Below are 26,566 nucleotides of genomic sequence, written 5' to 3'. Positions count from 1 at the left end.
CCGGGCCATCGGGCCAGATGATGCTTTCGACGTGTTTAAACGCCTCGGCTTCATCGTGCATGTAGGGTTTGCTCAGAACAGACATGGCGGTTTCCTCAACTCTATGAGTTAAATATAGGAATCCGCCGTGGGTTTGTCAAATATACAATCGCCCAGAAAAAAGCCCCCCGGCAAAGCACGGGGGGCAGGGTCCTCGGGAACGACGAGGGAGGGAGAAGGGGGTGACCGGACGCCCGACCGGGGGAAACGGGACCTAGGAAAGGCCGGACGTCCGGTTTCGGCTGAACCTCAGTTCAGGCCGAACTGGAAGGTCAGGCCAGCCTGACCGTTTGCCGTCTGGACGACATCGGCATTGGCGCCGTTGCCGAACTGGAAGATGCCGTGTGCCTGTCCGTGGCCCCGCTGGTCGAGGGTCGCGGCATGGCCGTTGCCGTCCTGGTGGATGATCCCGACCGAGCCGCCCCCTGCGACCTGGGCGATGGCCGCGCCGTTCAGGCTGCCGTCCTGGTGGACGAAGGCCCCCGATTCCACGCCCTGAACGATCTGGTAGAGCGTCAGGCCGGCGCGGATGGCGTCCGCCTCCTGCTGGTTGCCGGCATTCAGCGTGAAGCTGAGGGTGCCGTTGGCCGCGGCAGGCAGGGCCGAGAAGGCGGTGGTGGTGGCGAGGGCGGCGGTGATGATGGCTTTCTTGAACATGGGTTTGGTCCTTTGGCAGAAGGGGTGGGAATGAAGGTTTGAAAAGGTCTTGGGTCGTGAAGGGCTTTGGGTCGGGTCAGATCTCGGCCGGGCAGCGATAGGTTTCGCCGTCGACTTCGAGGGTGAGTTCGGCCGTCAGGCCGTTGGTTGCCGTGCCGCCCATCTGGACGCGCCCGAGGCGGAGGGTTTCGCCGGCGTCCACAGCGATCGGGCCGCCCTGGTTCATGCGGGTGCCGGGGCCGGTGACCGACAGGCTGTAGCTGCCGACCAGGGGTTCGCGGGCCTCGACGACGCCCTCGATCACGAGGGAGGAGCCTGAGGGCGTGACCGCGACGGCGCAGGCGACGGGGCCGGGGGTGGCATGGGTCGAACCGGTCTCGGCGATGGCGGTGCAGCCAAGGGCGGCGGCGGCCAGTGCGGTGCCGAGGGCGGCCCGGAGGGTGAAGGAAGAGAGGGTCATGGGCCTGTCCTTTCGGTTGGGGTTTCAAGAAGGCCGGGGGCGGGCGGAGGAGAGGAGGGACAGTTGGGGCGCCCGCCCCCGGGATCAGGACCGGGGGCTCAGTCCTGGATGATCAGGGCGACGTTGCCGGCGCCGTACTGCACGGTCTCGGCCGAGTTGCCGTTGCCGACCTGGATCACGCCGACCGCGTTGCCGACGCCGCCCACGGTGGTGTTGGCGTAGTTGTTCGCGCCGAACTGGGCGATGCCGGTGGCGTTGCCGATGCCGCCCTGGGCCGAGTAGGCCTCGTTGCCGACACCCTGCTGGCCGATGGCCGTGGTGTTGAAGGCGCCGTCGGTGAAGGTCATCGTGGTGTTGCCCCAGCCGTCCTGGATGACGCTGGTTCCGTTGCACCAGCCGTGCTGCTCGATAGCGGCACCGTTCCCGCCGCCCCACTGTTCCAGGTAGGCGTTGTTGCAGGTGGCCATCGCGGGGGCCGAAAATGCGGCGGCGAGGGCGATGGAGGCGGCGGCGGTCTTGAGGATCGAGAAAGTCATTTGGAAGGTCCTTAAATTGAGGTTTTGGTTCAGGTGTTGCGTGGGTCGTGTTTGGTGTGCGGCCCGGTTGGGGGTGTGCCCCGTGAGCCGATGACCAAACATTGGCCCCGGACCCCGATGTCAGACAATTTCAGCGGAAAGAAAGGCGATGACGCGGGGGTGTTATCCGATGACGCCCGCAATAAGTAATTAAAAACAGGAGCTTGATGTTCTTTTGATTGGCGCCGCAAAGCAGGCAGGGGCTGGGCGAAAACATCGGCGTTCAGGCGACGTTATCGCGGTGTTATCGCCTGTCGTGACGCCGGGTAAGGTTGGCCTTACCTTCGGGCGCGGGGCGTGCCGGCTGCGAGTCGCATTAAGCAGCGCTTAAACGGGGTGACTCGCGCTCGATTCGTCGGCTGACAGGAAAGGGAAGGGACGACATGCGGTTTTCGGCGAATCTCGGGTTCCTGTGGGCAGGGCATCCCTTGCCGACGGCAATCCGGCGTGCGGCTGCGGCGGGCTTCGACGCGGTCGAATGCCACTGGCCCTATGCCGAGGATCCCGCCGCCGTTCGGGCCGCGCTGGAAGAGACGGGTCTGCCCATGCTGGGGCTGAACACCGTGCGCGGGGGCGAGGGCTGTTTCGGCCTGTCGGCGCTGCCGGATCGCGAGCCCGCGGCGCGGGCCGCCATCGAGCAGGCGATGGGATATGCCGTCGCCGTCGGGGCCGAAGCGGTGCATGTCATGGCCGGCTTCGCCAAGGGGCGGGAGGCCGATGGCGTCTTCCGCTCCAACCTGCGTTTCGCCTGCGATCTGGCGGAGTCCTATGGCATCACCATCCTGATCGAACCGCTGAACGCCCATGACGCGCCGGGCTATTTCCTGCGCGATACGGACCAGGCGGCTGAAATCATTGAGGCGATGGATGCACCGAACCTGCGGCTGATGTTCGACTGCTACCACGTGGGCCGGACGGAAGGTGACGTGATCGCGCGGCTGGAGGCGTTGCTGCCGCTGATCGGGCATGTGCAGATCGCCGCCGTCCCCGACCGGGGTGCGCCGGACCACGGCGAGCTGGACTACCCAAAGGTTTTCGCCGCGCTGGACCGCCTCGGCTGGACCCGCCCGATCGGCGCGGAATACCGGCCCGCCGGGGCGGTTGAAGACGGGTTGGCGTGGATGGAAGACGCGAAACGGGCGCGCTAGCGCCCGCCGGTTTGTGCGCAATATGTCTCGCACCCGGATTTCACTTGCCCTCGCGCGAGCGTAGGACCGTATTCGAAAATGAAGGATCGCTTGCCAGGGACTTGAGGTGCTGGGTTGGCGACAGCCATTCATCAGGGACGTATCCGCATGACCCGCCGTCCATTCAACATCATGGCAAAGCCCATTGGGCCGCGCTGCAATATCGCGTGCAGCTATTGCTACTATCTCGACAAGGAAACCCTCTTTCCGGAAGAGAAGAAGTTTCGCATGTCCGACGAGGTGTTGGAGGCTTACACCCGCCAACTGATCGACGCCTCGCTGACCGCAGGCATGCGCGAGGTCACGTTCGCCTGGCAGGGCGGCGAGCCGACGATGCTGGGGGTCGAATTCTACGCCAAGGCCTTGGCGTTGCAGCGCAGTTACGCCCCGGCGGGGATCACGGTGACCAACGTGCTCCAGACCAACGGGATGTTGCTGGATGACGATTGGGGGCGGTTCCTGCACGATAACGGGGTCCTGGTGGGGATCAGCATCGACGGGCCGAAACAGGTGCATGACCGCTATCGCCTCGACCGCGCGGGGCGGCCCAGCTTTGACGCGGTGATACGCGGGCTCGACGTTCTGCAACGCCACGGTGTCGCGCATAACGCCTTGACCACCGTGCACCGCGCCAATGGCGGAAAAGGGCGCGAGGTCTATCGGTTTCTCAAGGGGCTGGGCATCGAGCACATGCAGTTCATCCCGATCGCCGAACGGGGCGGGCCGGATGGGTTGGCCGCGGTGCCGCAGATCGACGGCGACCCCGGTCCTGCCGTCACCGACTGGAGCGTTCGGCCCCGCGCCTATGGCAAGTTCCTGTGCGATGTCTTTGACACTTGGATCAAGCGCGATGTCGGGCGGATCTTTGTTCAGCATTTCGATGCCATGCTGGGAAAATGGCTGGGCCGCCCCGGCGGGCTGTGCGTGTTCGCGGAAACCTGTGGGGATGGGTTGGCGCTGGAACATGACGGCAGCCTGTACAGCTGCGACCATTATGTCTTTCCAGACTACCGGCTGGGCCGGATCACCGACACGCCGCTTGACCAGATGCTGTGGACGGATCGGCAGACGGCCTTTGGCCAGCACAAACGCGACAGCCTGACCGCGCAATGCCGCGCCTGCCCGTTCCGGGCGGCCTGCAACGGCGGTTGTCCGAAACACCGCTTTGCCACATCGCGCAGCGGCGAGGCCGGGCACAACTATTTCTGTGAAAGCTACACCATGTTCTTCCACCACGCGCGGCCGCGCCTGAATGACATGGCGCGGCTTGTCGCGTCGGGCAGATCAGCCGCCGAGGTCATGGCTTGAGCGGCCCTCGCACCGCGAAAAAAGCGCAGCCTACAACCCTCAGAAATCGAGGTTCTCGACGCTGAGCGCGTTGGCCTGGATGAATTCGCGGCGGGGTTCCACCACGTCGCCCATCAGCTTGGTGAAGATGTCGTCGGCCTCGGCCAGGTCGTCGATTTTCACCTGCAACAGCGTGCGCGCGTCGGGGTCCAGCGTGGTTTCCCATAGCTGGTCGGGGTTCATCTCGCCCAAGCCCTTGTAGCGCTGCATCTGCTGGCCCTTGGCGCCTTCGTCGAGGATCGCTTGCAGCAACTCGCTCGGCCCGTGGATCAGCTGTGAGCGGTCCTTGCGTTGCAGCGTGGCGGGGTCGCGGTAGATCTCGCGGGTTTCCTGGCTGACCGAGGACAGCTTGCGCGCCTCGCCCGAGCGCAGCACCGCGCCGTCGAGCGTGCGGATTTCCTCGACCCCGCGCAGAACACGGCTCAGGCGGATGCCGTGATCCTGCGTGATGCGCCCCTGCCAGCCGCGTTCGTATTCCACGGCCACGAGGTCCAGCCGCTTGGCGACCTCGTCGGCCACGCCTTGCAGGTCGGCATCGGCCCGGCCCGGGTCGAAAGCACCGGCGATGGCGGCCTGTTCGATGATGTGGCGCGGGTAATGGGTGGGGAAGGCATCGAGGATGCGCTTGAAGTTGCGCGCGCCCTCGACCACGCGGGCCAGGTCCTGTCCGGCGAGTTCCTCGCCGTTGGGCAGGCGCAGCACCGCGCCTTCGATCCCTTGCGCGACGAGGTAGTCTTCGAACGCGGCCTCATCCTTGAGATACACCTCGGAGCGGCCCCGGCTGACTTTGTAGAGCGGCGGCTGCGCGATGTAGAGATGCCCGTGTTCGATGATCTCGGGCATCTGCCGGAAGAAGAAGGTCAGCAGAAGCGTGCGGATATGCGCGCCGTCCACGTCGGCATCCGTCATGATGACGATCTTGTGGTAGCGCAGCTTGTCGAGGTTGAACTCGTCCCGCCCGATCCCGGTACCAAGCGCGGTAATCAGCGTCCCGATCTCCTGGCTGGACAGCATCCGGTCGAAGCGCGCGCGTTCCACGTTCAGGATCTTGCCCTTCAGCGGCAGGATCGCCTGGTTGTGGCGCGAGCGGCCCTGTTTGGCCGAGCCGCCGGCGCTGTCCCCCTCGACGAGGAACAGTTCGGATTTCGCCGGATCCTTTTCCTGGCAATCGGCGAGCTTGCCGGGAAGGCTGGCCACGTCCATCGCCGTCTTGCGCCGGGTCAGTTCGCGGGCCTTGCGCGCGGCCTCGCGGGCCAGCGCGGCCTCGACGATCTTGCCGACGATCTGGCGCGCCTCTTGCGGGTGCTCCTCGAACCATTCCGAGAGCTTCTCGTTCATCAGCCCTTCGACGGCGGGGCGCACCTCGGACGAGACCAGCTTGTCCTTGGTCTGGCTGGAGAACTTGGGGTCCGGCACCTTGACCGACAGCACGCAGGTCAGCCCTTCGCGCGCGTCATCGCCGGTGAAGTTGACCTTTTCCTTCTTCGCCAGCCCGGTGGAGTTGGCGTAGTGGTTCATCGTCCGCGTCAGCGCGCCACGGAAGCCCGCCATATGGGTGCCGCCATCGCGCTGCGGGATGTTGTTGGTGAAGGGCAGAACCGTCTCGTGGTAGCTGTCGTTCCACCACATCGCGACCTCGATGCCGATGCCGTCGCGCTCGCCCTCGACATAGATCGGCTCTTCGATCATCGGGGTCTTGGAGCGGTCGAGGTATTTCACGAATTCCCGCACGCCGCCTTCGTAGATCAATTCGACCCGTTGCGGTTCGGCGTGGCGCAGATCCTCAAGAACGATCTTCACGCCCGAGTTCAGGAAGGCCAGTTCGCGCAGGCGGTTTTCCAGCGTCTTGAACGAGTAATCGAGGTTCGAGAAGGTCGTGGTCGAAGCGAGGAAGCGCACCTCGGTCCCGGTCTTGCCCTCGGCGTCGCCGACGACCTCGAGATGCTGGACCGTTTCACCGCGTTCGAAGCGCGCGTGGTGTTCCTTGCCGTCGCGCCAGATGCGCAGGTCCAGCCAATCCGACAGCGCATTCACCACGGAGACGCCCACGCCGTGCAGACCGCCCGACACCTTGTAGGAGTTGCTGTCGAATTTCCCGCCGGCATGCAGCTGGGTCATGATGACCTCGGCGGCGCTGACGCCCTCTTCCTCGTGGATACCCACGGGAATGCCACGGCCATTGTCGCTGACCGAGACGCTGTCATCGGGGTGAAGCGTGACCGTCACGGCGTCGGCATGGCCGGCCAGGGCCTCGTCGATGCCGTTATCGACGACCTCGTACACCATGTGGTGCAGGCCCGAGCCATCGTCGGTGTCACCGATATACATGCCGGGGCGTTTGCGAACCGCCTCCAAGCCTTTGAGAACCTTGATGGAATCGGCGCCGTATTCTTCGGGCGCGGGGGCGTTGTCTGCCATGCGTTCTTCTGCCTGTTCGTTTGGCGATTTTATATCGGTCGGGCGGGGGATTGTCACGCCTTTGACCCCAATATTTAGGGGCTCGGCAGGGCGATCACCACAGCCACGAGGATCAGGAGCGCCCCGGCCACGCGATTGATCCGCGCGAGGCGCTCCGGGCTGGAAAACCGGCGCCGCGCGATATCGACCAGAAGGGCGAAGCCGGTGTTGCCGACCATCGGCACACCCATCGAGATTGCGGCGATCACGATGATGTCGGCACGGGTGACGCCGGTCAGGTCGAAAAAGCCCGGCAGCATCCCGGCATAGAACAGGATCGCCTTGGGATTGGCGAGGATCGCGACGAGGCCGGCAAGAAACCCGGCCAACGCACCGGGCCGGTTGAGGCGGCTGTCGCCCGAGACGGGTGCGTCGGCGTGCCGGATGAGAAGCCAGCCCATCAGCGCGAACACCCCCACCGCGACCCAGCGCAGCGCCTCCATGATCCACGGGTAGGCGGCGACGATCCAGGACAGGCCCAGCACGGCCAGCAGAGACCAGAGCATATCGCCCAAGGCCACGCCCAGGATCAGCGGGATCGCGGCCAGCCAGCCATGGGCCAGCGTCCGCGCCGCGGTCGCCAGCCAGACCGGCCCGGGGATCAGGAACAGGACGAAAAGCGCGCTGGCGTAAAGAAACAGCTGCGAAAGGGACAGTGTCATTCCGGGATGACCGTGCGCCCGCTGTCGTCGAGCGACCAATGCGGGTTGTAGGCCAGTTCCCAGACATGCCCGTCGGGATCGGCAAAATAGCCCGAGTATCCGCCCCAGAAGGTTTCCGCCGGGGCCTTCAACGCGGTTGCACCGGCATCGAGGGCACGGGCAAAACCGGCATCCACCTCGGACGTGTCGCGGAAATTCTGGGCCAGCGTGACCGCGCCCATGCCCAACTCGGCCCCCGGTCGGCCCTGATCGGCGGCCAGCGGGCCAAGGCGGAAGAGCGACAGGACCATGCCGCCCATCTGGTAGAACACGACGCCGTCCATGGCGCGCGTCTCTTCCCACCCCAGCGCGCCGTAAAAGCCGCGGGATCGTCCGATATCGTGCACGCCCAGCGTGATCATGGTGACGCGGTTCACGGGCAGGTCGGTCATGGGCTTGGCTCCTCGATCCGGGCGAGGCTTTCACCGCCCTGTTCCTCAACCGCGACATGCTGCGCGCGATCCCCGAGTTCCGCAAACAGTTCCGGCCCGGTGCCCGTCATCCACGCCTGTGCGCCAAGGGCGCAGATCTCGTCGAACAGCGCGGCGCGGCGGCCCGCGTCGAGATGGGCGGCGACCTCGTCCAGTAGAACCAGCGGCGCGGCCCCGGTCTCGGCCTTCAGCGCGCGGGCATTGGCGAGGATCAGAGAGATCAGCAGCGCCTTCTGTTCACCGGTAGAACATTGCGCGGCGGCCATGTCCTTGGCGCGGTAGGTGGCGGCGAGGTCGCTGCGATGCGGCCCGATCAGCGTGCGCCCGGCAGAAAGGTCGCGCGGGCGGCTGGCCGCAAGCGCGTCGGCCAGGGCATCGGGGCCGGGCGCGGGCGTGCCCTCGACCTCGATCAGGGAGAGATCGGCGGCGGGAAAGGCGGTGGCCGTGTCATCCTGCGCGGCGGACAGGCGCGACAGCGCCTCGGCCCGGTTTTCCACCATACGGCTGCCGGCCTCGGCCATCTGGCGTTCCAGCGCGCGGTACCAGCCCGGGTCGCGCACGTCATCCTTCAGCAGGCGGTTTCGTTCGCGCATGGATTTCTCGTAGGTCAGCACCGCCTCGCCATGATCGGGCAGGAAGCTCAGCGTCATGCGGTCGAGAAACCGGCGCCGCCCCTCGGCCCCCTCGATCCAGAGCCGGTCCTGCGCGGGCACAAGCCAGACGATGCGGATCAGCCGGGCCAGGGCCAGTTGCGGGGCGGATTTTCCGTCGAGCATCAAGCTGCGGGGTTGGCCCGGTTCCGCGGTGATCTCGACCTCGTGGCCAAGGCCAGGGCCCTCGATGGTGGCGGCGATCTTCCAGCCGATGGCCTCGGGGCGGCGGATGATCTCCTCGGCGGCGGCGCGGCGCAGGCCACGCCCGGGCGACAGAAGCGACACCGCCTCGATCAGGTTGGTCTTGCCCGCGCCGTTCGGCCCATAAAGCGCGACGGGCCGGCCATCGAACCCCAGCCGCGTGCGCCGATGGCTGCGGAAATGCGACAGGGAAAGATTGGCGATGTAGGGTGTCATGGGCGCGTTTTCCTGCAGGAAAACGATGCGGAAAACTCGAGTTTTCCGGGTCGGAAATCTCGAGATTTCCGTTTCCCGGTCACACCCGCATCGGCATCACGACATAGATCGCCGAGGTGTCGGACCCTTCGCGCATCAGCGTCGGCTCGGCAGGCGAGGAGAACAGGAATACCGCGTTCTCGCGATCGACCTGGCTGGCGATTTCCAGCAGGTATTTCGCGTTGAACCCGATCTCGAGCTTCTCGTCGCCATAGGCCACGGCCAGTTCTTCCTCGGCATTGCCCGCATCGGGCGCGTTCACCGACAAGACCAGCCGATCCTCGTCGAGCTGCATCTTCACCGCGCGCGAGCGTTCCGACGACACGGTCGCCACACGGTCCACCGCCTTGGCGAAATCGCTGGCATCCACTTCCATCAGGCGGGTGTTGCCCATGGGAATCACGCGCGTGTAGTCGGGGAAAGTACCGTCGATGACCTTTGAGGTCAGCGTGATCTCGGGCGTGGCGAAGCGGATCTTGGTTTCGGACACCGACACCGCGATCTGCGCCTCGTCATCATCCAGCAGCTTGCGCAACTCGCCCACCGTCTTGCGGGGCACGATCACGCCGGGCATCTCTTGTGCGCCCTCGGGCAGGGGGGCGTCGATCCGCGCAAGGCGATGGCCATCGGTGGCCACGGCGCGCAACACGGGACCGTTTTCGCCCTCGGACACGTGGAAATAGACACCGTTCAGGTAATAGCGCGTTTCCTCGGTCGAGATGGCGAATTTCGACTTGTCGAAGAGGCGCCGCAGAACCGGCGCCGCGCAGGAGAAATTGGCGTTGTACTCGGTTGCCGTCATCACCGGGAAATCTTCGCGCGGCAGTGTCGCCAGCTGGAAGGTCGAGCGCCCGGCCTGCACGGTCAGGCGGCCCGCCGCGCCATCCTCGGTCAGGCTGACCAGCGCACCGTCGGGCAGTTTGCGCACGATCTCGTGCAGCGTCACGGCAGACACGGTGGTCGCGCCTGCGCGTTCCACCTGCGCCGGGGCGCGGTCGACCACCTCGATATCGAGGTCGGTCGCGCGGAAGCTGACCGTATCGCCCTCTGCCTCGATCAGCACGTTGGCGAGGATCGGGATGGTGTTACGACGCTCGACGACCGATTGCGCCTGAGAAACAGCGCGCAGCAGCGTGGCGCGCTCGATGGAGAGTTTCATGCCCTGGCTCCGACAGATCGCGGGGCTGTGAGACTACTCTCACGCCCCGCAAGCACAAGTGTTTTCACGGAGTTTCGCGACAGCGCGGCGCGCGTCAATCCCCGATGCCCAGAAATCGTGTCCCGAAGGTGAATTCAGGCTTCCAGCGCGCGGCGCAGAATCTCGGCATCCTCGGCGATCTGGCTGTCGACCTGCATCAGTTCCTCGATCTTGCGCACGCCATAAAGGATCGTGGTGTGATCGCGGCCCCCGAACTTGCGCCCGATCTCGGGCAGCGAGCGGGTTGTCAGCTTCTTGCACAGAAACATGGCCACCTGGCGCGGACGGGCGATGGCACGGGCACGGTTGGCGCTCATCATGTCGGCCTGGCGAATGTTGTAGTATTCGCAGGTCTTCTTGATGATCTCGTCCATCGTGACCTTGCGGTCGGTCGAGCGCAGGATGTCCGAGAGGCAATCCTGCGTCATCTCCATCGTGATGTCCTTCTGCACCAGATCGGCGAAGGCGAAGAGACGGGTCAGCGCCCCTTCCAGCACGCGGACATTCGAGGAGACTTTCTGCGCGATGAACTCCAGCACGCCGGGCGCGATGGCAATGTTGGGATTGCGCGCGCGCATACGCTCGGCCTTGTGCTGCAAGACGCCAAGGCGCAGCTCGTAATCGGTCGGGTGCAGGTCCACGACAAGGCCGCATTGCAGCCGCGAGGCGATCCGCGTGTCCAGCTCTTCCATGTCGACGGGCGCGCGGTCGCCCGAGATGACGATCTGCTTGCCCATTTCGACCAGCGCGTTGAACGTGTGGAAGAATTCTTCCTGCGTCGAGCGTTTGCCTGCGATGAACTGCACGTCATCGACCATCAGCACGTCGACCGAGCGGAACATCTGCTTGAAGCCCAGCGTGTCCTGCTCGCGCAGGGCGCGGACGAAGCGATACATGAACTGCTCCGCCGAGAGGTAAAGGATACGCGACTCGGGCAGGTTAGCGCGCAACTTCCACGCGATGGCGTGCATCAGGTGCGTCTTGCCAAGACCCACGCCGCCATAAAGGAAAAGCGGGTTGAAGGTGACGTCGCGCCCTTCGCCCACGCGGCGCGCGGCGGCATGGGCCAGCTCGTTGGGTTTGCCGACGACGAAGTTGTCGAAGGTGAAATTCGGGTTCAACTGCGCGCCCGGCAGATCATCGTCATGGCCATTGGCCTGGGCGGCCACCGGACGCGGCTGGGCCACGGGCGCGGACGGGGCGCGGCGCGGGGCGCTGGCGGCAACCGGGGCAATCTCGGCGTCATGACCATCGACGTAATCGACCGCGGCAGGAGCGGCATCTTCCAGTTCCATGGCGCGCGGCGCGAGGTCTTCGGCAGGCGTGGTCGCGGTATTGGCGGGCGCGGGCGCCGGCGCTGGCTTGCCCACGGAAATCTCGACGCGATCAACCCCCATACCGGCCGAGGCGAGGTGGCGCAGGATCAGATCACCGAAATTCTGCGAGACCCAGGACCCGATGAAGCTGGTGGGCGCGTGAAACTTGGCGGTGCGGTCCTCGAGACAGTCGAAGGTGATCGGCTCGATCCAGGCGGAGAAGTTGTTCTTCCCGATGGACTTCAGCAGCTCGCCTCGCACCTGCCCCCAAGTTTCATTCGTCATGGTCATTTGTCCTCGTCTTTTTATGGTCGCCTGCCAGCCAACCGTTTTTTTCGCTTTATCCCACGGTGTTGCGCCCCGTGGGGCGACCCGGACACACCCCTCCAAAGGAAGGGATGGCTGATGAAAATGGCATCAAGAAGACGGTCCGAAGACAGCGGTCGGCCCGCTGATCGGCACTCTTCCACTCACCCTTTTCATGTACCGGCGTCGGATTCGAGCGACGAAAAGAGGAGACGCAACCCGAAGGCCGTGTGCAGTCACCCGACATCATAAATCAGGCCCCTCTTCCCCAGGACTATGGATCTTCCGCGCGGTTTGCGCTGGCTGAACCCTCGCCGACCCTGTCCCCGCGGCGCTGGTTCGAAGAACCCGTTTGATCGTCCTGTCGTCGCTCCATCCGCCCCCCAGGCGTCTGAATCGCCAGATGAAGCTAGCGGGAGTCGCAGAGCCCTCGCAACATATCTTCGCGCTTGACTCTGGACCTATTCGAAAACGAATCTCGCAGGCCGATTTAGCGCCTTGTGCGGCAATGGATTTTTCAGAACGAAAAAAGGCGCCCTGTTGCCAGAGCGCCTTTATAACAAGGCTAATATGGATGCCGGATCAGGCGCTCATGGCCTTCACGCGCGACGAAAGACGCGAGATTTTCCGGGATGCGGTGTTCTTGTGCAACACCCCTTTGGTAACCCCGCGCATGATCTCGGGCTGGGCGGCGCGAAGGGCGGCCTGGGCGGCGGCCTGGTCGCCGGAGGCGATGGCTTCCTCGACGCGGCGCAGGTAGGTGCGGATGCGCGAACGGCGGGCTTTGTTGACGGCAAAGCGGCGCTCGTTCTGGCGGGCGCGCTTCTTGGCTTGGGGCGAATTTGCCATGGTGTGTCTCTCTCGTCTCGGGCCTGTGGCAGACCGGTTCAATACAGTTCTGCGCGGGAAGACCCGACCCCGGGTTCGATACCGGGCGATTCTGGCCTAGGCGGGCCTCACACGCATGTCTGGCGCGGCAGATAGGCGAATTCGCCACGAAAGGGAAGCCCCCAATGGACCGGGGGCCTGCCGGGTCACTTGTCGCGGAACTGCGCCTCGCGCTTTTCGAGGAACGCTTCCATGCCTTCCTTCTGGTCTTCGGTCGCGAAAAGCGCGTGGAACAGGCGGCGTTCGAACAAAAGCCCCTCGTTCAGCGGGACCTCGTAGGCGCGGTTCACCGCTTCTTTCACGGCCATGGCGGTCAGGGCGGATTTCTCGGCGATCTTGGCGGCGGCGCCCATCGCCTCTTCCATCAGCTTCTTGGCGGGCACCACGCGGCTGACAAGGCCCGAGCGTTCGGCTTCCTCGGCGGTCATGAACCGGCCGGTCAGGTGCATGTCCATCGACTTGGACTTGCCCACGAAGCGGGTCAGGCGTTGCGTGCCGCCAATGCCCGCGACCACGCCGAGGTTGATCTCGGGCTGGCCGAACTTGGCGGTGTCCGAGGCGATGATGAAATCGCACATCATAGCCAACTCGCAGCCGCCGCCCAGCGCGTAGCCCGACACGGCGGCGATGATCGGCTTGCGACAGCGCAGCATTTCCTGCGTCTCGCGCCCGAACAGGTCGTCGGTGAAGGCATCGACGAAGGTCTTTTCCGACATCTCCTTGATGTCGGCCCCGGCGGCGAAGGCCTTTTCCGAGCCGGTCAGGACGACACAGCGGACCTTTTCGTTCTCTTCCGCCGCGCGCAACGCCTTGGACAGTTCGTTCAGGAGCTGCGTGTTCAACGCGTTCAGCGCGTCTGGGCGGTTCAGCTTGATCAGCGCGATATGGTCTTCGATCTCGACGATGAGGGTCTCATAGGCCATGCATCGGGTCCCCGGCTGCTTCATTCCGAAGCGCAGGGTTAGCATCGGGGCCGGAAGGTTCAAGCTATCTTTGACAGGTCGCGCAATAGAAGCTGGACCGCCCCGATTGCACTTTTCGCCTTATTTTTCCTGTACATCCGGGGGTTTGGCAGGGCTCTCCCTCGCGACCATAGACCGCAAACCTGTGTTGAAAATATCCCAGGTCGCCATCGGCCTGGCGGTAGTCGCGCAAGGATGACCCACCGGCATCTATTGCCTCGGACAGAACATCGCGGATCGCGGGCACGAGTCGCCCGATGCGCGGCTTCGAAATGCGGCCAGCATGGCGCAGGGGCGAAATGCCGGATCGCCAGAGCGCTTCGCAGACATAGATATTGCCCAGCCCCGCCACGATCCGCTGATCCAGAAGCGCCGATTTGACCGGGGTGCGTTTGCCCGCGAACTTCTCGGCCAGGTAGCCTTCGTTGAACGCATTGCCCAACGGCTCGGGTCCAAGCCCGGCCAACAGCCAATGCGCGTCGGCCCTGTCCGTTTCCACCAGGTCCATCGCGCCGAAGCGGCGGGCGTCGTTGAAGGTGATGCGCGCGCCCGCCTCCGTTGTCAGGACGACATGGTCATGCTTGCCGATCTGCCCGTGGTCATGGGCGAAGGCGCCCGGCATCCCGGCCGCGCCATCGCCGGTGATCAGCATCCGGCCCGACATGCCCAGGTGCACGATCAGCGTTTCGCCGCTGTCGAGATCGGCCAGGATATATTTCGACCTGCGGCGCAGGCGGTCGACCCGCGCCCCGGTCAGGCGCTCGGCCATCCGTTCGGGGAAGGGCCAGCGCAGATCGGGGCGGCGCACCTCGGCTGTGGCGATGCGCGCGCCCTCCAGAACGGGGGCCAATCCGCGACGCACTGTCTCGACTTCTGGAAGTTCGGGCAAATCGGGCTTTCCTTGTGGTCTGACCGGGATGTAACGCCGCGTTGCGGCCCCGCAAGCGCCGCGTATAAGAGGCCCGACCAAAGCCGGAGCACAAGCCCCCATGACCGATGACACGATGAACCCCGACGGCACCACCACCCATTTCGGTTTCAAGACCGTGGATGAGCGGGAGAAGGCGGGGCTGGTCCATGGCGTCTTTACCAACGTCGCCTCGAAATACGACATCATGAACGACGTGATGAGCGTCGGCATCCACCGCATCTGGAAGGATGCGATGATGGATTGGCTGACGCCACGCGACGGGCAGCACCTGTTGGACGTGGCGGGCGGCACCGGCGATATCGCCTTCCGCTTCCTTGAACGCGCGCCGATGGCGCAATGCACCGTGCTCGACATGACCGAGTCGATGCTGCTGGAAGGGCAGAAGCGCGCCGAGGCGCAGCGCCAGTCGGACAAGCTGGACTGGATCGTGGGCGATGCCATGGCGCTGCCCTTCGAGGACAACACCTTCGACCGTTACACGATCAGCTTCGGCATCCGGAACGTCACCCGCATCCCCGATGCCCTGTCCGAGGCCTATCGCGTGCTGAAACCCGGCGGGCGGCTGATGGTGCTGGAGTTCAGCCAACTGCCGAACGAAGGCATGCAGAAGCTTTACGACCTCTATTCCTTCAACGTGATCCCGCGCATGGGGCAGCTGATCGCGAATGATCGTGACAGCTACCAGTACCTTGTCGAATCCATCCGCAAGTTCCCGGACCAGGATACGTTCGCCAACATGATCCGCGACGCCGGGTTCAGCCAGGTGAAATACCGCAACCTCTCCTTCGGGATCGCGGCGCTGCATTCGGGCTGGAAGATCTGACGTGAAGGGACCGCATAACATCTGGCGCCTGGTCCGAACCGGCGCCACCTTCGAACGGACCGGGGCCATGGGCGCCGTTCTCGAAGCGATGGAGGCACCGCGTTCGGTGCGTATCGCGGCCCGCGTGCTTGGCTGGCCCTTTGCCTTCCTCGGCCTTCGTGGCGACCCGTCCTTGCCGCCCGTGCCGCGCGCGCTGAACGCGCTGGGCCCGGCCTATATCAAGTTCGGGCAGATCCTTTCGACCCGCCCCGACGTGGTGGGCACGGACCTCGCCAAGGAGTTGCAGGTGCTGCAGGACAAGCTGCCGCCCTTTTCCCGGCACGAGGCCAAGCGCGTCATCGCCCACGAGATGGAGCGCCCGGTCGACACGATCTTTTCCGAGTTCTCCGAGCCGGTCGCCGCAGCCTCGATCGCGCAGGTGCACCGCGCGCGGCTGCTGGAGACCGGGCAGGATGTTGCGGTCAAGGTGCTGCGCCCCGGAATCGAACGCGCGTTCCGAAAGGATATCGACGCGTTCTACCTGATCGCCTGGTTCGTCGAAGCGCTCTCGCCATCATCGCGGCGTTTGAAACCGCGCGACGTGATCCGCCATTTCGAAGGCGTCGTGATGCAGGAACTGGACCTGCGGATCGAAGCCTCGGCCGCGGGGGAATTCGCCGCCAACACGGCCAAGGATGACGGGTTCGAGGTGCCGGCGGTCGAATGGTTCCTCTCCTCGCGGCGGATGATGACGCTGGCCTGGGCCAATGGCATTACGCTCAGCGATCTCGATGCCATCGACGCCGCCGGGCACGACCGGCGCGAGCTTGGCACGCGGGTGTTGCAGATGTTCCTGCGCCACGCGCTGCGCGACGGGTTCTTCCATGCCGACATGCATCACGGCAACCTCAAGGTCGCGCCGAACGGCGATATCGTGGCGCTGGATTTCGGCATCATGGGGCGGATCGACGAATACACGCGCCGCGTCTATGCCGAGATCCTGATGGGCTTTATCCGCAAGGATTACCGCCGCGTGGCCGAGGTGCATTTCGAGGCCGGCTACGTGCCCTCCGACCGCGACGTGGGCGAGTTCGCCCAGGCCCTGCGCTCGGTCGGCGAGCCGATCTTCGGGATGGAGGCCTCCAAGATCTCGATGGGCCGGTTGCTCGCCTATCTCTTCGAGGTGACCGAGCGTTTCGGGATGGAAACGCGGACCGAGCTGATCCTGTTGCAGCGCACCATGGTCGTGGTCGAGGGCGTCTCGCGTTCGCTGAACCCGGATGTCAACATCTGGACGGTCGCCCAGCCGGTGGTCGAGGAATACATCCGTGACAATGTCGGCCCCAAGGCCGTGGCGCGCGACCTGTTCCACACCGCCCGCGTGCTGGCGCGGTTCGGTCCGCGCTTGCCCAACCTGGCCGAGGCGGCCCTGCTGGCGCAGGCCAATCCCAAACCGCCCGAGCGCAAGAACCCCTGGCCGGAACGGATTGGCTATGCGTTGGCCGGGTCTGCCGCCGGGGCGGGTATCATCGCGGTGATCGCGCTCTTCTAGGGCGCGGTCACGCATCCGGCGCGCGCAGCCCGAGGACGGATTCCGCCGGTATGGAGAGCCCCCCTTCCACGGTCAGCCAGACCGCGCCATCGACCAGTTGCGCCTCTTCGATCTCGGCCCGGACCATGACGTTGCGTTCGTCCAGCAGGTCTTCGCCCAGCCAGCTTTCGACCGAGAAGCTGTAGATCCCCTCGGGCAGGGTGCTGCCGTCCAGTCCCTCGCCCGTCCATTCGAAGGGTTGATCCGACAGCGGGATGGGCAGGCGTTGCACCACCTCGCCCGACTGGTCGCGCACGATCAGTTCGGTGCGGTCGGCCAGTTGGTTCGGGGCGGCCTGAAGCGTCACGGATTGGCCTTCGAAATAGACGGGCATTTCGGCCCGCGCCTCCATCCCGATCCAGCCGCCAAGCTCCCCCATGCCCAGCGTCCCGAGGCCGATCTGCAATTCCGCCAGCAGGTCATTGGTCAGCACCTGCTGTTCGACCCCGGAAAAGGTGGCGAGCTGCGTGGCGTATTCGGTCGATTCCATCGGGTTCAACGGATCCTGGTTGCGCATCTGCGTGGTCAGCAGTTGCAGGAAGGTCTGGAAATCCGCGCTGAGGACGGTGCTGTCGGTGGCCGATGCGGTCAGGCCCGAGGCCGATTGCGTCGCCGTGGTCGGGTAGATCTCCATCATCTATCTCCTTGATCGGTCAAAGCCGCAGATCGAGGGCACCGTCATGGGCGCGCTGCGGGTCATGGTGTGGGTGTGGGTCCGTTTCGTCGGTGCCGTGCGGAGCAAGGCCAGTGTCGCCGGTCTGGGGCCGCGCCCCATTGCCATCGTGGCCGGGTTGCCCCCCCTGTGACAGGCGCACCTGCAGGGCGTCGAGCCCAAGGCGGCTTGCTTCCTGCTGCAGCACATCGAGGTGCCGCCGCATCAACTCGACCGTTTCCGGCCGGTCCGCCGTGATCGCCAGCGTGAGGGTTCCGCCCTGCTCGCTGACGCTCAACCGGACACGGCCCAGTTCGGGCGGATCAAGGGCCAGGTCCAACGGTGTCTCGCGCGCCTGTTCGGCGGTGCTGATCGCAAGGGAAATCTGCTGGGCGACAGGCATGGGGGGCAGCCCCGCCGCAGGTGTCTGGGCCGATCCGGTCGGCATGGCGACCGGGGGCGCAGACATGGCCGGAGGAGTTGGCGGGATAGGCTCACCTCCATTCGCCCCTTCCGCACTGGCCCCGCTGGGGCCGGTCGCGGCCTTATCCACGCCGGTGCCTTTCATGGCATCGGCGGAGGGAGCGGTGTCGAGGCGCAAGGGTTGGATGCGGTCCTCGCGGGCCCTGCCGGTCGGCCCCCGATGCTCGGTGCGGTCATGCCCGGTCAGGGCGGCTTCGTCGCCCGCTGCGTTCAGCTTGGGTGGTGCGGCCAGCGCGTTCGCGGACCCGAGTTTCACGCGGGTGCCTGACCCGGGCATCTCGGCATGTAGACCCGCAGGCCTTTCGTCTTGGGGTAAGGACGGCAAGGCCTCGGGCTTAGGCGGCGACGTGGGCGCGGTGCCACTCGCACGGTCGCTTGGCGGCTTAAATTGTACACTGGGGGCCGCGCCAGGCCGAACCGGTTGGGCATCGGTCGCCGACTCGGGCGCGGGCGTTGCCTTGGTGTCCACGCGCATGACCGCCACATCCGGGGCGGATCCGGTCGGCACACCGGGCGCACCCGCCGCCGCAGGGGGCACCGTGCCGTCACGCCCGATACCATGGCGCGGGACCAAGGGCTCGGCGATGGACGGGCCAAGCCGCCCATGGGCGGACTTCCGGGCAATCACCGCTTCGGTGAGATTGGGCCGGGGCATATCGGCCAGGTCTCGTGCGGTCCCGAGACCTTTGGACGGGGCGACCTCGATACCCGCTGGACCGGGGCCACCGAGAGGCCGGGCGCTGTCCGATGCAGCTTCGTCCGATGGTGGCGCGACACTGACGCCAGGCCGCGATTGCACGGCCTGTTCATGCGAAAGCACGCGACCCTGCGTGAGCGCGCCATTCGCGCCATTTGGCGTATCTGCCGAAGTGCCGGGTGGTGTGGTTATGGGCGACTCTCGTCGCGAAAGCACATCGCCCCCCGCTTGCATCGCCATGCCGACCGGCGCGTTCACCGCTGACCCGGTGTCGTCCGACAGCGCCGGGGAATCGTCCCATGCCTCTGGCCAATCCTGTGCCCAGTCGGCCAATACTCTGCCGGTCGGGTTGTCCGGCACCACGGGGCGACCTGCCTCTGGCCCAGGCTGGCCGTCCATCGGCAAGACCGGGTCGTCCTCCTCCCCCGGCTGCCCGTTCGCGCGGAACGGAACCGTGATTCGGGGACCTTGGCGATCGTTCACAGTGACGTCGATCTCCGGGCCACAGGGTATGTCCCCTTCCGCCAGCATGACCGCGAACTCGGCGTCGCCCGCCCCTGATGCCATGGCACTTTCAGGACTGCGCGGGGCCCCCGTCGTGGGCCCATACCCGGTCGAACCAAGGGGAGGGAGAGTCTGCATTTGGCGATCCGTTCCAGAATGACCGGGGCAGAGTCTCACAGATCTCCTTACGAATTCTTTACGCCTGCGCGTCATGCTGGACAAAACGCGCACAATGCGAGCTTTCGGATGACCCTGACCCCCACACCTGCCGTTGCGCCAACGCCGACCGATGCCCTGTCACCGGGGCGACGCGACCTGTCGGATCTCCGGGCGGTGGCGCAGAACCTGGAGGCTGCGTTCCTGTCGGAAATGCTGAAACATGCCGGTCTCGGCGCGCCGCGGGGCGGGTTCAGCGGCGGTGTGGGCGAAGACCAGTTCGCCTCCATGCTGCGGGATGAACAGGCCCGCGCCCTTGCCGCGCGCGGGGGGATCGGACTGGCCGAATCGCTTTTCAACTCCCTGGTGGAGCGGGCGGGCGACGCGACATGAGCCGTGGGGCAGACACCCTCGCCGTGGTGCGCGACCTGCTCTCGGCGCAGCGCACGGCGCTTCGGTCCGGGGATTATGGCGGATTGGACCGGATCGGCGCACGGCTGGAGCGGGCGCTGTCGAACCTCGGGCCACCCATCGACCGCGACGCGCTGATGCTTGTCCGGCAGGAGGCCGCGCGGACGGCCGACCTGATTCGCGCCGCGCAGGCCGGGCTGGCCCGGGCACGCAGCGATATGGGCGCGCGGCGGGACGTCTCCCTGTCCACCTATGACGCGTATGGCCGCCGCAGCAATGTCGCGGCTGCCCCGGGTCGAACCCTCTCAAGACGCTGATTGCGACCGCGGCCGCTAAAATTCGCAGCAAAACCCATGCAGTTTCCGGCCCGTCCTAACACTTCATTCAAGCCTTTGAACGTAGGGTATTCGGGCACCCAAAGCGGGTGGCGTGACCCGGCATGAAGGGTTGCAGTGGTCAGAACGACATTTCGTGGGGCGTCGCCGCCCCGGATCGGTATGGCGCGAAAACGGCGCCCGGAAAAAAGCTAGTGAAAGGGACGACATGTCCAGCATTCTGACGAACACCAGCGCCATGGTGGCGTTGCAAACCCTGAAATCGGTGAATTCGAACCTGCAACAAACCCAGTCCGAGATTTCGACCGGCAAGTCCGTGGCTTCTGCGCGCGATAACTCGGCGGTGTGGGCCATTTCCAAAGTGATGGAATCCGATGTGAAGGGGTTCCAGGCGATCTCGGAAAGCCTCAGCCTGGGGGAATCGACCGTGGCGGTGGCCCGCAACGCGGCCGAAACGGTGACCGACCTGCTGACCGAGGTGAAGGGCAAGATCGTCGCCGCGCAGGAAGAGAATGTCGACCGCGCCAAGATCCAGACCGATATCGACGCCTTGCGCGACCAGATCAGTTCGGTCGTGGGCGCGGCGCAATTCAACGGCCTGAACCTCGTGCAAGGCACCGAGGATGTGAACGTGCTGTCGTCGCTCGACCGGTCGTCCAGCGGGGATATCTCGGCCAGCAACATCACCGTGGCGCGCCAGGACCTGACCAGCAGCGTTGGCACCAACGGCGTCGGCACCGGTGGTACGGACCTGTCGGGGCAGATCCTCGATGCGGCCACGGGCGGGTCGACCTATGGCGGCGCAACCCTGTCGGCCACCGGCAACACCGCCGTGATCGAGTTCGCCCAGACCAACGGGTGGGACACCGGCGACAGCACCACGATCTCGGTCGCAGGCCAGAACGTGACCTACACTGCCGCGGCCGATGACCAGAGCGAGACGAACGCGCGCGATGCGCTGCTGCTCAGCCTGCAGGCGCTGGACCTCGAGGATGTGACCTTCGCGTCCAATGCCACGAACCAGATCGTCGTCACCTCGACCCGGGCGTTCGAGTCGCTCGATGTCAACATCACCGACACCGTCTCGGGCGGGGACGGCAACGCCTTTATCCAGGCGGTCAACGGCGCGCCCACCGGCAACACCACGACCGAGACGGCCTCGATCAGCCAGCGCGCCGAGGAGGTATTCTTCACCAGCGGCGCCACCGTGGCCGAGGGCAACAGCTATCAGGCCTCGATCGGCGGAGAGGCCTATTTCTACACCGCCGGCAAGGGCGAAACCTTCGAAGACGTGGCGCGCGGTCTGAAGACCGCCATCGATTCGGCGGGGATCGAGGGCGTGACCACCAAGGTCGAAATTGCCGACGATGGCGCGGTTAGCCTGAAGATCGACAATTCCGGCTCCGACCTTGGCCTGACGACCGCCGCGATGGATGGCGGGACGGCCTCGGGCGGATTGTTCGGCCTGGATGCGATCGACGTGACGACAAATGCCGGCGCCGATTCGGCGCTCGACAATATCGAAACGCTGATCCAGACCTCGATCGACGCGGCCGCATCCTTCGGCTCTGCCGAGGGGCGGATCGAGACGCAATCGAATTTCGTCTCGAAGCTGATGGACTCGCTGACTGCGGGCATCGGCACCCTCGTGGATGCCGACATGGAAGAGGCCTCGGCCCGGTTGCAGGCGCTTCAGGTGCAGCAGCAGTTGGCGACGCAATCGCTGTCGATCGCGAACCAGGCGCCGCAGAACATCCTGTCGCTGTTCCGCTGACCTGACGGGGACGGGGCGGCGTGCCGCCCCGTCCGTTCCTGAGATCCGCCCGACACCTGTCATGCCGGTCGCTGCCCCGCCTCGCCGTGCCATCCGAATCGGCCCCGGCAGCAGCGGCGCCCGCCCAAGGAGTTCCTCCCGTGACCGCCACATCGCTCGCCCGAACCGCCTATGCCGCCGCGTCCCAGCCGGTGCGCACCCCGCGCGGCACCGAATACGCCGCCTTCCAATCCGTCACCGCCCGCCTGTCCCGTGCCGCGGAAAACCCGCGCGACATGGCGACGCGCGCCGCTGCAGTGCATGAAAACCGGCGCCTCTGGACGCTTTTGGCCACCGACCTGGCCGATCCCGAGAACGCCTTGCCGCAATCGCTGCGCGCGCAGCTTCTCTACCTCGCCGAGTTCTCCCTGCTGCAAAGCGGGCAGGCCTTGCGCCAGACCGATGCCCTGGCCGCCCTGATCGACATCAACACGGCCGTCATGCGTGGCCTCTCCGGCATCACGGAGGCAGCATGAGCGGGCTTGTTCTGAAACTGGGCCCCAAGGAAAGGGTCCTCGTGAACGGTGCGGTGATCGAGAATGGCGACCGCCGCGCCCGTCTGGCCATCGTCACGCCGAATGCCCATATCCTGCGGCTGCGCGATGCCATCCACCCCGAGGAGGTGACGACGCCCGTGCGCCGCGTCTGCTACATCGCGCAACTGGTGCTGTCCGGCGATACCGAGCTTGACGAGGCCAGGCCGCAGCTTTTGCGCGGGATGGAGCAGTTGAGCCAGGTCTTCACGGACCCCGACAGCCGGGCGCAACTGTCCCGCGCCACCGAGCATTTGCTGGAGGATCAGGTCTACCAGGCGCTGAAGGCCCTGCGTTGCCTGTTGCCACGCGAAGAGCGTCTGCTCGCCGCAGGCCGGTCGAGCGGGTCGCACCCGTGACCCCCATCGTCCCCTTGGGCGGCTACGCGGGCTGGCGGTTTCTCTCCGCCAGCCTCGACGCGCAGGTCGCCCGTTTTGCCGACAGCCCGGTGCAGGCGCGCGACCGCGCCTATTTCCGCGAGACGATCGGGTCGATCACCTCGGCCGCCGAACTGGTGGCCGATTATCGCCTGCGCCGGGTCGCGCTCTCGGCTTTCGGGTTGCAGGACGACATGGCCAACCGCGCCTTCATCGAACGGGTGCTGGCCGATGGCGTGGTCGAGGAGGACGCGCTGGCCAACAAGCTGGCCGATACGCGCTATCGCGAGTTTTCAGAGGCCTTCGGCTTCGGTTCCCCGCTGCCGCCGCGGACGCAGATGCCCGGCTTCGCCGACAAGATCCTTGCGAAATTCGACCGGCAAGCCTTCGAGGTTGCGGTGGGCGAGCAGGATGACGACATGCGGCTGGCGCTGAACGCCGCGCGGGCCCTGCCGGAGCTTGCCGAAAGCGGCGTCAGCGACACGACCGCCTGGCTGACGATCCTGGGGACGCCGCCGCTCAGGAGCGTGTTCGAAACGGCATTGGGCCTGCCATCCGGGATCGCGACGCTGGATCTCGACCGCCAGGTGGAGGATTTCCGCGACGCGGCCAGCCGGGTGCTTGGCAGCGCGGAAATCGCACAATTCTCGGACCCCGCGCGCGTCGAAGACCTGATGCGAAACTTCACCTTGCGCGCGCAGCTGTCGAACGGGCCCTCGATGACGACGCCGGGCTATGCGGCGATGACGCTCTTGGCCTCCATGGTGTGATGCCTCCTCAGCCGGGTGCGACGGTGGCCGCAGGGGCGGCGCGCCGATCCTTGCCACGCTCGGCGAGGGCCAGGATGCCCTCGAGGCGGGAGAAGCTGGCCGGGATGCCACCCTCGGAGGTCGCGCCGATGAAAGCGTCGAGGTCATCCCACACGGCGACCGCCGCATCGGTCATCGGATCCGATCCTGCTGAATAAAGCCCGGCCTGCACCATCAACTCGGCCTTCGCATAGGCCCCGAGAAGGTGGCGCGCCCGCGCGATCAGCCGGTTCTCGACATCGCTGGCCGCCCCCGGCAAAGCGCGAGAGACCGAGGCCAGCAGGTCAATGGCCGGGTAACGACCGCGCTCGGCGATCTCGCGGTTCAAGACGACATGCCCGTCCAGAACCCCGCGCATCACGTCCGCCACCGGCCCTTCAAGGTCCGAGCCCGCGACCAGCACCGACAGGACCGCCGTAATGTCACCCTGTCCCGCACCGCCCGGCCCCGCGCGCTCGGCCAGCGCCATGACCATTTGCGCCATCGAGGCGGGAAAGCCCCCCGGCCCGAACGGTTCGCCCGCGGCTGCCGCGACCTCGCGCTGCGCCTCGGCAAAGCGGGTGATCGAGTCGGCCAGCACAAGCACCTGCTGGCCCTGATCGCGGAAATATTCCGCGACCGCCATCATGGTCCACGCTGCGCGCGCGCGGGTCAGGGCCGGGCGGTCCGAGGTCGCGGCGATCACCACCGAGCGCTTCAACCCCTCAGATCCCAGTACGTCGGCCACGAAATCCCGCACTTCGCGGCCGCGCTCTCCGATCAAGCCGATCACCACCACATCCGCTGCCATGGCCTGCGCCAATGCCCCGATCAGGCGGGATTTTCCCACGCCAGACCCGGCAAACAGGCCCACGCGCTGGCCGCGGACGATGGGCAGCATCGTGTCGAACACGGCAAACCCGGTTTCCAGACGTGCCCCGAGCCCGCGCCGTGTGGCGGGCGGGGGCGGCGGCGCCAGAAGAGGGCAGGCGCGCGGTCCGGGAAACAGGGGGCGGCCATCCATGGGCTGCCCGTCAGGGTCGATCACGCGGCCCAGCCAACTGAGATCGGGCGCGATGGTCTGTGGCCCCAGGTGCCGGACAGCCTGACCCAGGCGCAGCCCCTCGGACGGGCCTTCGGGCATGACCCGGGCCGCGCCCTCTTCCAGGGCCAGCACCTCGCCCGGGATGCTGTCGCCGATGCGCACCCGGTCCCCCAGCGCCGCGATCCGGTCCAGCCCCGCCACGCGCACGTGATCGCGGCTTAGCCCGGTGACATGGCCGATGCTCTGGCAGGGGCGGATCGCGCCAAGTCGCGCCAGAAGCGGGGCAAAGACAGTGTCGGTTTCGGGCGGGTTTGGACAGGTCAGGGTCAAGTCTCGGCTCCTTCTGAGCGGATCGCGCGGCAAAGGCCGCCGCTGAAACCGTTTTTAAAGGAATCACCGTTAAGCATCCGTGTAGCCGATGAGGGAGAACCCCCAAAATGTTTGACGGTCTCGACATTTTTCAACTCGCCACCGCCCGCGCGCGCCATGCCGCCGCGCGGCAGGCGGTCGTGGCGCAGAACATCGCCAATGCCGACACGCCCGGATACCGCGCGCGCGACATCACCGATTTCGCCGACGCGTTGCGCCGCCTTGAGGTTCAGGGCGGCGACCCGCGCGGCGACCTCGGCATTCGCACCTTCGACGTGGACGCGCCGGCCTCGCCCAATGGCAACACGGTCTCTCTGGAACTGGAAATGGTCCGCGGGGTCGAGGCGCAGCGCGACCATGACCGCGCCATCCGCGTCTACGACAGCGCGCTGAACATCCTGCGGTCCAGTCTCGGGCGCCGGTAATTCTTGTATAGGAATGAAATGACCGATTTCAGCTCAGCCCTCTCCGTCGCCGCAAGCGGGATGCGCGCCCAGGCGCAGCGCTTGCAGCACGTGTCGGAGAACATCGCCAATGCCGACACGCCCGGCTATCGCCGCAAGCTGGTCAGCTTCGCGCCGGATCGCAGCGCCGAGGCCGCGCAAGGCGCGGTGCAACCCGGCCCCGTCCGCCTGTCGCGGGCCGATCTGCCGCAGATCTATGACCCCGGCCACCCGCTGGCCGACGATACGGGGCATTACGACGGATCCAACGTGGATCTGGTCGTCGAACTGGCCGACGCGCGCGAGGCGCAGCGCAGTTACGAGGCCAACCTGCGCGTCTTCGACCAGGTCCGGCAGATGTCCTCCTCCCTCAACGAACTCTTGCGCCGCTGAGACCCCTAGAAAGGAGCAGCCAGAATGGATGTTCGCAACACGCTCGCCGCCCAGGCCTACGGGCAGGCCCGCCCGGCCCTCCGCCCCGAGGCTACCGCCCAGCCCTCGGCCGGGGAGGCGTTTACCCAGGCCGTCGAGGGCTTCGCCGAAACCCTGCAAACCGGAGAGGCGCAGGCGCGGGCCGCCATGACCACCGGCGCCGATCCGCATTCGCTGGTCACCGCGCTGGCGCAGACGGAACTGGCCGTGGAAACGGCGGTCACCATCCGCGACCGGGTGGTCGAGGCCTACCAGGAAATCCTCAGGATGCCAGTTTGACGGGGGGCGCGTGATGGATGAAATGCTGTTCTTCGACACGCTCCGGCAGGGGCTTTGGGTGGCGGTCATCACCTCGACCCCGATCCTTGCGGCGGCGCTGATCTCGGGGGTGGCGGTGGGCCTGTTCCAGGCGCTGACCTCGATCCAGGAGATGACGCTGACCTTCGTGCCGAAACTCCTGGCCATCGTCGCGGTGTTCTGGGTGTCGATGGGGTTCATGAGCCAGACGCTCACGGCCTATTTCCACGACATGCTGATCCCCCTGATCGCGGGCATGTAAGGGGGGGAGGCC

General features: G+C 66.0%; 29 protein-coding genes. 14 read left to right on the top strand and 15 right to left on the bottom strand.

Annotated elements, in window-relative coordinates:
- Positions 1–288 precede the first annotated feature (288 nt).
- The 3 genes from ABD923_RS11465 to ABD923_RS11455 all read right to left on the bottom strand — a co-directional run bounded on the left by ABD923_RS11465 (position 289) and on the right by ABD923_RS11455 (position 1,692).
- Positions 289–696, bottom strand: coding sequence for a hypothetical protein (locus ABD923_RS11465; RefSeq protein WP_259553859.1), 408 nt, complete (start codon positions 694–696; stop codon positions 289–291).
- 76 nt (positions 697–772) lie between these two features.
- A complete protein-coding gene (gene csgH / locus ABD923_RS11460; protein WP_259553860.1) occupies positions 773–1,156 on the bottom strand; it encodes a curli-like amyloid fiber formation chaperone CsgH in 384 nt (127 codons plus the stop codon).
- 98 nt (positions 1,157–1,254) lie between these two features.
- Entirely contained in the window at positions 1,255–1,692 is a 438-nt protein-coding gene (locus ABD923_RS11455) for a hypothetical protein (RefSeq protein ID WP_259553861.1), read from the bottom strand.
- Positions 1,693–2,114: 422 nt separating this feature from the next.
- On the opposite strand from ABD923_RS11455, the gene ABD923_RS11450 reads away from it, so the two are divergent.
- Together ABD923_RS11450 and ABD923_RS11445 are read left to right on the top strand one after the other, a co-directional pair.
- Entirely contained in the window at positions 2,115–2,879 is a 765-nt protein-coding gene (locus ABD923_RS11450; protein ID WP_259553862.1) for a hydroxypyruvate isomerase family protein, read from the top strand.
- Positions 2,880–3,026: 147 nt separating this feature from the next.
- On the top strand, positions 3,027–4,226 hold the full coding sequence (locus ABD923_RS11445; protein WP_259553863.1) for an anaerobic sulfatase maturase: 1,200 nt from the start codon (positions 3,027–3,029) through the stop codon (positions 4,224–4,226).
- Positions 4,227–4,265: 39 nt separating this feature from the next.
- On the opposite strand, the gene gyrB is transcribed toward ABD923_RS11445, so the two are convergent.
- The 9 genes from gyrB to mutM all read right to left on the bottom strand — a co-directional run bounded on the left by gyrB (position 4,266) and on the right by mutM (position 14,522).
- Positions 4,266–6,683 (bottom strand): DNA topoisomerase (ATP-hydrolyzing) subunit B, encoded by a 2,418-nt coding sequence (gene gyrB, locus ABD923_RS11440; protein ID WP_259553864.1) that lies wholly within the window; start codon positions 6,681–6,683, stop codon positions 4,266–4,268.
- A 74-nt stretch (positions 6,684–6,757) separates the two neighbouring features.
- Entirely contained in the window at positions 6,758–7,384 is a 627-nt protein-coding gene (locus tag ABD923_RS11435) for a LysE family translocator (RefSeq protein WP_259553865.1), read from the bottom strand.
- Positions 7,381–7,806 carry a VOC family protein gene (locus tag ABD923_RS11430; RefSeq protein ID WP_259554052.1) on the bottom strand — a complete coding sequence of 142 codons (426 nt, stop codon included), beginning with the start codon at positions 7,804–7,806 and terminating at the stop codon, positions 7,381–7,383. The genes ABD923_RS11435 and ABD923_RS11430 overlap by 4 nt, the downstream gene beginning before the upstream one ends.
- 5 nt (positions 7,807–7,811) lie before the next feature.
- Positions 7,812–8,924 (bottom strand): DNA replication/repair protein RecF, encoded by a 1,113-nt coding sequence (gene recF / locus ABD923_RS11425; protein ID WP_259553866.1) that lies wholly within the window; start codon positions 8,922–8,924, stop codon positions 7,812–7,814.
- A 79-nt stretch (positions 8,925–9,003) separates the two neighbouring features.
- Complete coding sequence (dnaN, locus tag ABD923_RS11420) at positions 9,004–10,122, bottom strand: DNA polymerase III subunit beta (protein ID WP_259553868.1); 1,119 nt, start codon at positions 10,120–10,122, stop codon at positions 9,004–9,006.
- A 134-nt stretch (positions 10,123–10,256) separates the two neighbouring features.
- A complete protein-coding gene (gene dnaA / locus ABD923_RS11415) occupies positions 10,257–11,762 on the bottom strand; it encodes a chromosomal replication initiator protein DnaA (RefSeq protein ID WP_259553869.1) in 1,506 nt (501 codons plus the stop codon).
- A gap of 603 nt (positions 11,763–12,365) precedes the next feature.
- Positions 12,366–12,632 (bottom strand): 30S ribosomal protein S20, encoded by a 267-nt coding sequence (rpsT, locus tag ABD923_RS11410; RefSeq protein WP_222190318.1) that lies wholly within the window; start codon positions 12,630–12,632, stop codon positions 12,366–12,368.
- 185 nt (positions 12,633–12,817) lie between these two features.
- Positions 12,818–13,594, bottom strand: coding sequence for an enoyl-CoA hydratase (locus ABD923_RS11405; RefSeq protein WP_222190320.1), 777 nt, complete (start codon positions 13,592–13,594; stop codon positions 12,818–12,820).
- Positions 13,595–13,658: 64 nt separating this feature from the next.
- Positions 13,659–14,522, bottom strand: a complete 864-nt coding sequence (mutM, locus tag ABD923_RS11400) for a bifunctional DNA-formamidopyrimidine glycosylase/DNA-(apurinic or apyrimidinic site) lyase (RefSeq protein WP_259553870.1) — start codon at positions 14,520–14,522, stop codon at positions 13,659–13,661.
- Between the two features lie 100 nt (positions 14,523–14,622).
- Between mutM and ubiE the strand changes: the two genes are divergently transcribed.
- Complete coding sequence (gene ubiE / locus ABD923_RS11395; protein WP_259553871.1) at positions 14,623–15,387, top strand: bifunctional demethylmenaquinone methyltransferase/2-methoxy-6-polyprenyl-1,4-benzoquinol methylase UbiE; 765 nt, start codon at positions 14,623–14,625, stop codon at positions 15,385–15,387.
- A 1-nt stretch (position 15,388) separates the two neighbouring features.
- Positions 15,389–16,918 carry a 2-polyprenylphenol 6-hydroxylase gene (ubiB, locus tag ABD923_RS11390; protein WP_259553872.1) on the top strand — a complete coding sequence of 510 codons (1,530 nt, stop codon included), beginning with the start codon at positions 15,389–15,391 and terminating at the stop codon, positions 16,916–16,918.
- Positions 16,919–16,925: 7 nt separating this feature from the next.
- Here ubiB and ABD923_RS11385 read toward each other — a convergent pair whose 3' ends face one another.
- Together ABD923_RS11385 and ABD923_RS11380 are read right to left on the bottom strand one after the other, a co-directional pair.
- Positions 16,926–17,594, bottom strand: a complete 669-nt coding sequence (locus ABD923_RS11385; protein WP_345229474.1) for a flagellar hook capping FlgD N-terminal domain-containing protein — start codon at positions 17,592–17,594, stop codon at positions 16,926–16,928.
- Between the two features lie 16 nt (positions 17,595–17,610).
- The gene (locus tag ABD923_RS11380) at positions 17,611–19,356 is read right to left on the bottom strand and encodes a flagellar hook-length control protein FliK (RefSeq protein ID WP_345229473.1); all 1,746 of its coding nucleotides are present in this window, start codon (positions 19,354–19,356) and stop codon (positions 17,611–17,613) included.
- 183 nt (positions 19,357–19,539) lie between these two features.
- Here ABD923_RS11380 and ABD923_RS11375 point away from each other — a divergent pair, with 183 nt between their 5' ends.
- The 6 genes from ABD923_RS11375 to ABD923_RS11350 all read left to right on the top strand — a co-directional run bounded on the left by ABD923_RS11375 (position 19,540) and on the right by ABD923_RS11350 (position 23,688).
- The gene (locus ABD923_RS11375; RefSeq protein ID WP_259553875.1) at positions 19,540–19,842 is read left to right on the top strand and encodes a rod-binding protein; all 303 of its coding nucleotides are present in this window, start codon (positions 19,540–19,542) and stop codon (positions 19,840–19,842) included.
- On the top strand, positions 19,839–20,177 hold the full coding sequence (locus ABD923_RS11370; protein WP_259553876.1) for a hypothetical protein: 339 nt from the start codon (positions 19,839–19,841) through the stop codon (positions 20,175–20,177). The genes ABD923_RS11375 and ABD923_RS11370 overlap by 4 nt, the downstream gene beginning before the upstream one ends.
- Before the next feature lie 226 nt (positions 20,178–20,403).
- Complete coding sequence (locus ABD923_RS11365; protein ID WP_259553877.1) at positions 20,404–21,969, top strand: flagellin N-terminal helical domain-containing protein; 1,566 nt, start codon at positions 20,404–20,406, stop codon at positions 21,967–21,969.
- 140 nt (positions 21,970–22,109) lie between these two features.
- Positions 22,110–22,484, top strand: a complete 375-nt coding sequence (gene flaF, locus ABD923_RS11360; RefSeq protein WP_259553879.1) for a flagellar biosynthesis regulator FlaF — start codon at positions 22,110–22,112, stop codon at positions 22,482–22,484.
- Positions 22,481–22,900: a flagellar biosynthesis repressor FlbT gene (flbT, locus tag ABD923_RS11355; protein ID WP_259553880.1), complete on the top strand. Its 420-nt coding sequence runs from the start codon at positions 22,481–22,483 to the stop codon at positions 22,898–22,900. The genes flaF and flbT overlap by 4 nt, the downstream gene beginning before the upstream one ends.
- Entirely contained in the window at positions 22,897–23,688 is a 792-nt protein-coding gene (locus tag ABD923_RS11350) for a DUF1217 domain-containing protein (protein ID WP_259553881.1), read from the top strand. Before flbT ends, ABD923_RS11350 begins: the two co-directional genes overlap by 4 nt.
- Positions 23,689–23,695: 7 nt before the next feature.
- On the opposite strand, the gene ABD923_RS11345 is transcribed toward ABD923_RS11350, so the two are convergent.
- Complete coding sequence (locus ABD923_RS11345) at positions 23,696–25,081, bottom strand: FliI/YscN family ATPase (protein WP_259553882.1); 1,386 nt, start codon at positions 25,079–25,081, stop codon at positions 23,696–23,698.
- Between the two features lie 107 nt (positions 25,082–25,188).
- Here ABD923_RS11345 and ABD923_RS11340 point away from each other — a divergent pair, with 107 nt between their 5' ends.
- From ABD923_RS11340 to ABD923_RS11325, 4 genes are read left to right on the top strand one after another with little or no spacing between them, the layout of a single operon-like run.
- Positions 25,189–25,545, top strand: coding sequence for a FlgB family protein (locus ABD923_RS11340; protein ID WP_259553884.1), 357 nt, complete (start codon positions 25,189–25,191; stop codon positions 25,543–25,545).
- A gap of 18 nt (positions 25,546–25,563) precedes the next feature.
- Entirely contained in the window at positions 25,564–25,956 is a 393-nt protein-coding gene (gene flgC, locus ABD923_RS11335) for a flagellar basal body rod protein FlgC (RefSeq protein ID WP_222190355.1), read from the top strand.
- A gap of 24 nt (positions 25,957–25,980) precedes the next feature.
- Positions 25,981–26,274, top strand: coding sequence for a flagellar hook-basal body complex protein FliE (gene fliE / locus ABD923_RS11330; protein WP_222190356.1), 294 nt, complete (start codon positions 25,981–25,983; stop codon positions 26,272–26,274).
- 10 nt (positions 26,275–26,284) lie between these two features.
- Entirely contained in the window at positions 26,285–26,554 is a 270-nt protein-coding gene (locus ABD923_RS11325) for a flagellar biosynthetic protein FliQ (RefSeq protein WP_259553885.1), read from the top strand.
- The last annotated feature ends 12 nt before the right edge of the window (positions 26,555–26,566 follow it).

Origin of the sequence: [Roseibacterium] beibuensis, from assembly GCF_039542305.1 — a bacterium.
GTDB classification, from domain to species: Bacteria; Pseudomonadota; Alphaproteobacteria; order Rhodobacterales; family Rhodobacteraceae; genus Roseibacterium; species Roseibacterium beibuensis.
This window is presented reverse-complemented; position numbering and strand designations above follow the sequence as displayed.

Bases quoted from the DNA above. Each gene is read 5' to 3' on its own strand.
- ABD923_RS11465 (WP_259553859.1), bottom strand. From the start codon at position 696: ATGTTCAAGAAAGCCATCATCACCGCCGCCCTCGCCACCACCACCGCC.
- csgH (WP_259553860.1), bottom strand. From the start codon at position 1,156: ATGACCCTCTCTTCCTTCACCCTCCGGGCCGCCCTCGGCACCGCACTG.
- ABD923_RS11455 (WP_259553861.1), bottom strand. From the start codon at position 1,692: ATGACTTTCTCGATCCTCAAGACCGCCGCCGCCTCCATCGCCCTCGCC.
- ABD923_RS11450 (WP_259553862.1), top strand. From the start codon at position 2,115: ATGCGGTTTTCGGCGAATCTCGGGTTCCTGTGGGCAGGGCATCCCTTG.
- ABD923_RS11445 (WP_259553863.1), top strand. From the start codon at position 3,027: ATGACCCGCCGTCCATTCAACATCATGGCAAAGCCCATTGGGCCGCGC.
- gyrB (WP_259553864.1), bottom strand. From the start codon at position 6,683: ATGGCAGACAACGCCCCCGCGCCCGAAGAATACGGCGCCGATTCCATC.
- ABD923_RS11435 (WP_259553865.1), bottom strand. From the start codon at position 7,384: ATGACACTGTCCCTTTCGCAGCTGTTTCTTTACGCCAGCGCGCTTTTC.
- recF (WP_259553866.1), bottom strand. From the start codon at position 8,924: ATGACACCCTACATCGCCAATCTTTCCCTGTCGCATTTCCGCAGCCAT.
- dnaN (WP_259553868.1), bottom strand. From the start codon at position 10,122: ATGAAACTCTCCATCGAGCGCGCCACGCTGCTGCGCGCTGTTTCTCAG.
- dnaA (WP_259553869.1), bottom strand. From the start codon at position 11,762: ATGACGAATGAAACTTGGGGGCAGGTGCGAGGCGAGCTGCTGAAGTCC.
- rpsT (WP_222190318.1), bottom strand. From the start codon at position 12,632: ATGGCAAATTCGCCCCAAGCCAAGAAGCGCGCCCGCCAGAACGAGCGC.
- ABD923_RS11405 (WP_222190320.1), bottom strand. From the start codon at position 13,594: ATGGCCTATGAGACCCTCATCGTCGAGATCGAAGACCATATCGCGCTG.
- ubiE (WP_259553871.1), top strand. From the start codon at position 14,623: ATGACCGATGACACGATGAACCCCGACGGCACCACCACCCATTTCGGT.
- ABD923_RS11385 (WP_345229474.1), bottom strand. From the start codon at position 17,594: ATGATGGAGATCTACCCGACCACGGCGACGCAATCGGCCTCGGGCCTG.
- ABD923_RS11380 (WP_345229473.1), bottom strand. From the start codon at position 19,356: ATGGCATCAGGGGCGGGCGACGCCGAGTTCGCGGTCATGCTGGCGGAA.
- ABD923_RS11375 (WP_259553875.1), top strand. From the start codon at position 19,540: ATGACCCTGACCCCCACACCTGCCGTTGCGCCAACGCCGACCGATGCC.
- ABD923_RS11370 (WP_259553876.1), top strand. From the start codon at position 19,839: ATGAGCCGTGGGGCAGACACCCTCGCCGTGGTGCGCGACCTGCTCTCG.
- ABD923_RS11365 (WP_259553877.1), top strand. From the start codon at position 20,404: ATGTCCAGCATTCTGACGAACACCAGCGCCATGGTGGCGTTGCAAACC.
- flbT (WP_259553880.1), top strand. From the start codon at position 22,481: ATGAGCGGGCTTGTTCTGAAACTGGGCCCCAAGGAAAGGGTCCTCGTG.
- ABD923_RS11340 (WP_259553884.1), top strand. From the start codon at position 25,189: ATGTTTGACGGTCTCGACATTTTTCAACTCGCCACCGCCCGCGCGCGC.
- flgC (WP_222190355.1), top strand. From the start codon at position 25,564: ATGACCGATTTCAGCTCAGCCCTCTCCGTCGCCGCAAGCGGGATGCGC.
- fliE (WP_222190356.1), top strand. From the start codon at position 25,981: ATGGATGTTCGCAACACGCTCGCCGCCCAGGCCTACGGGCAGGCCCGC.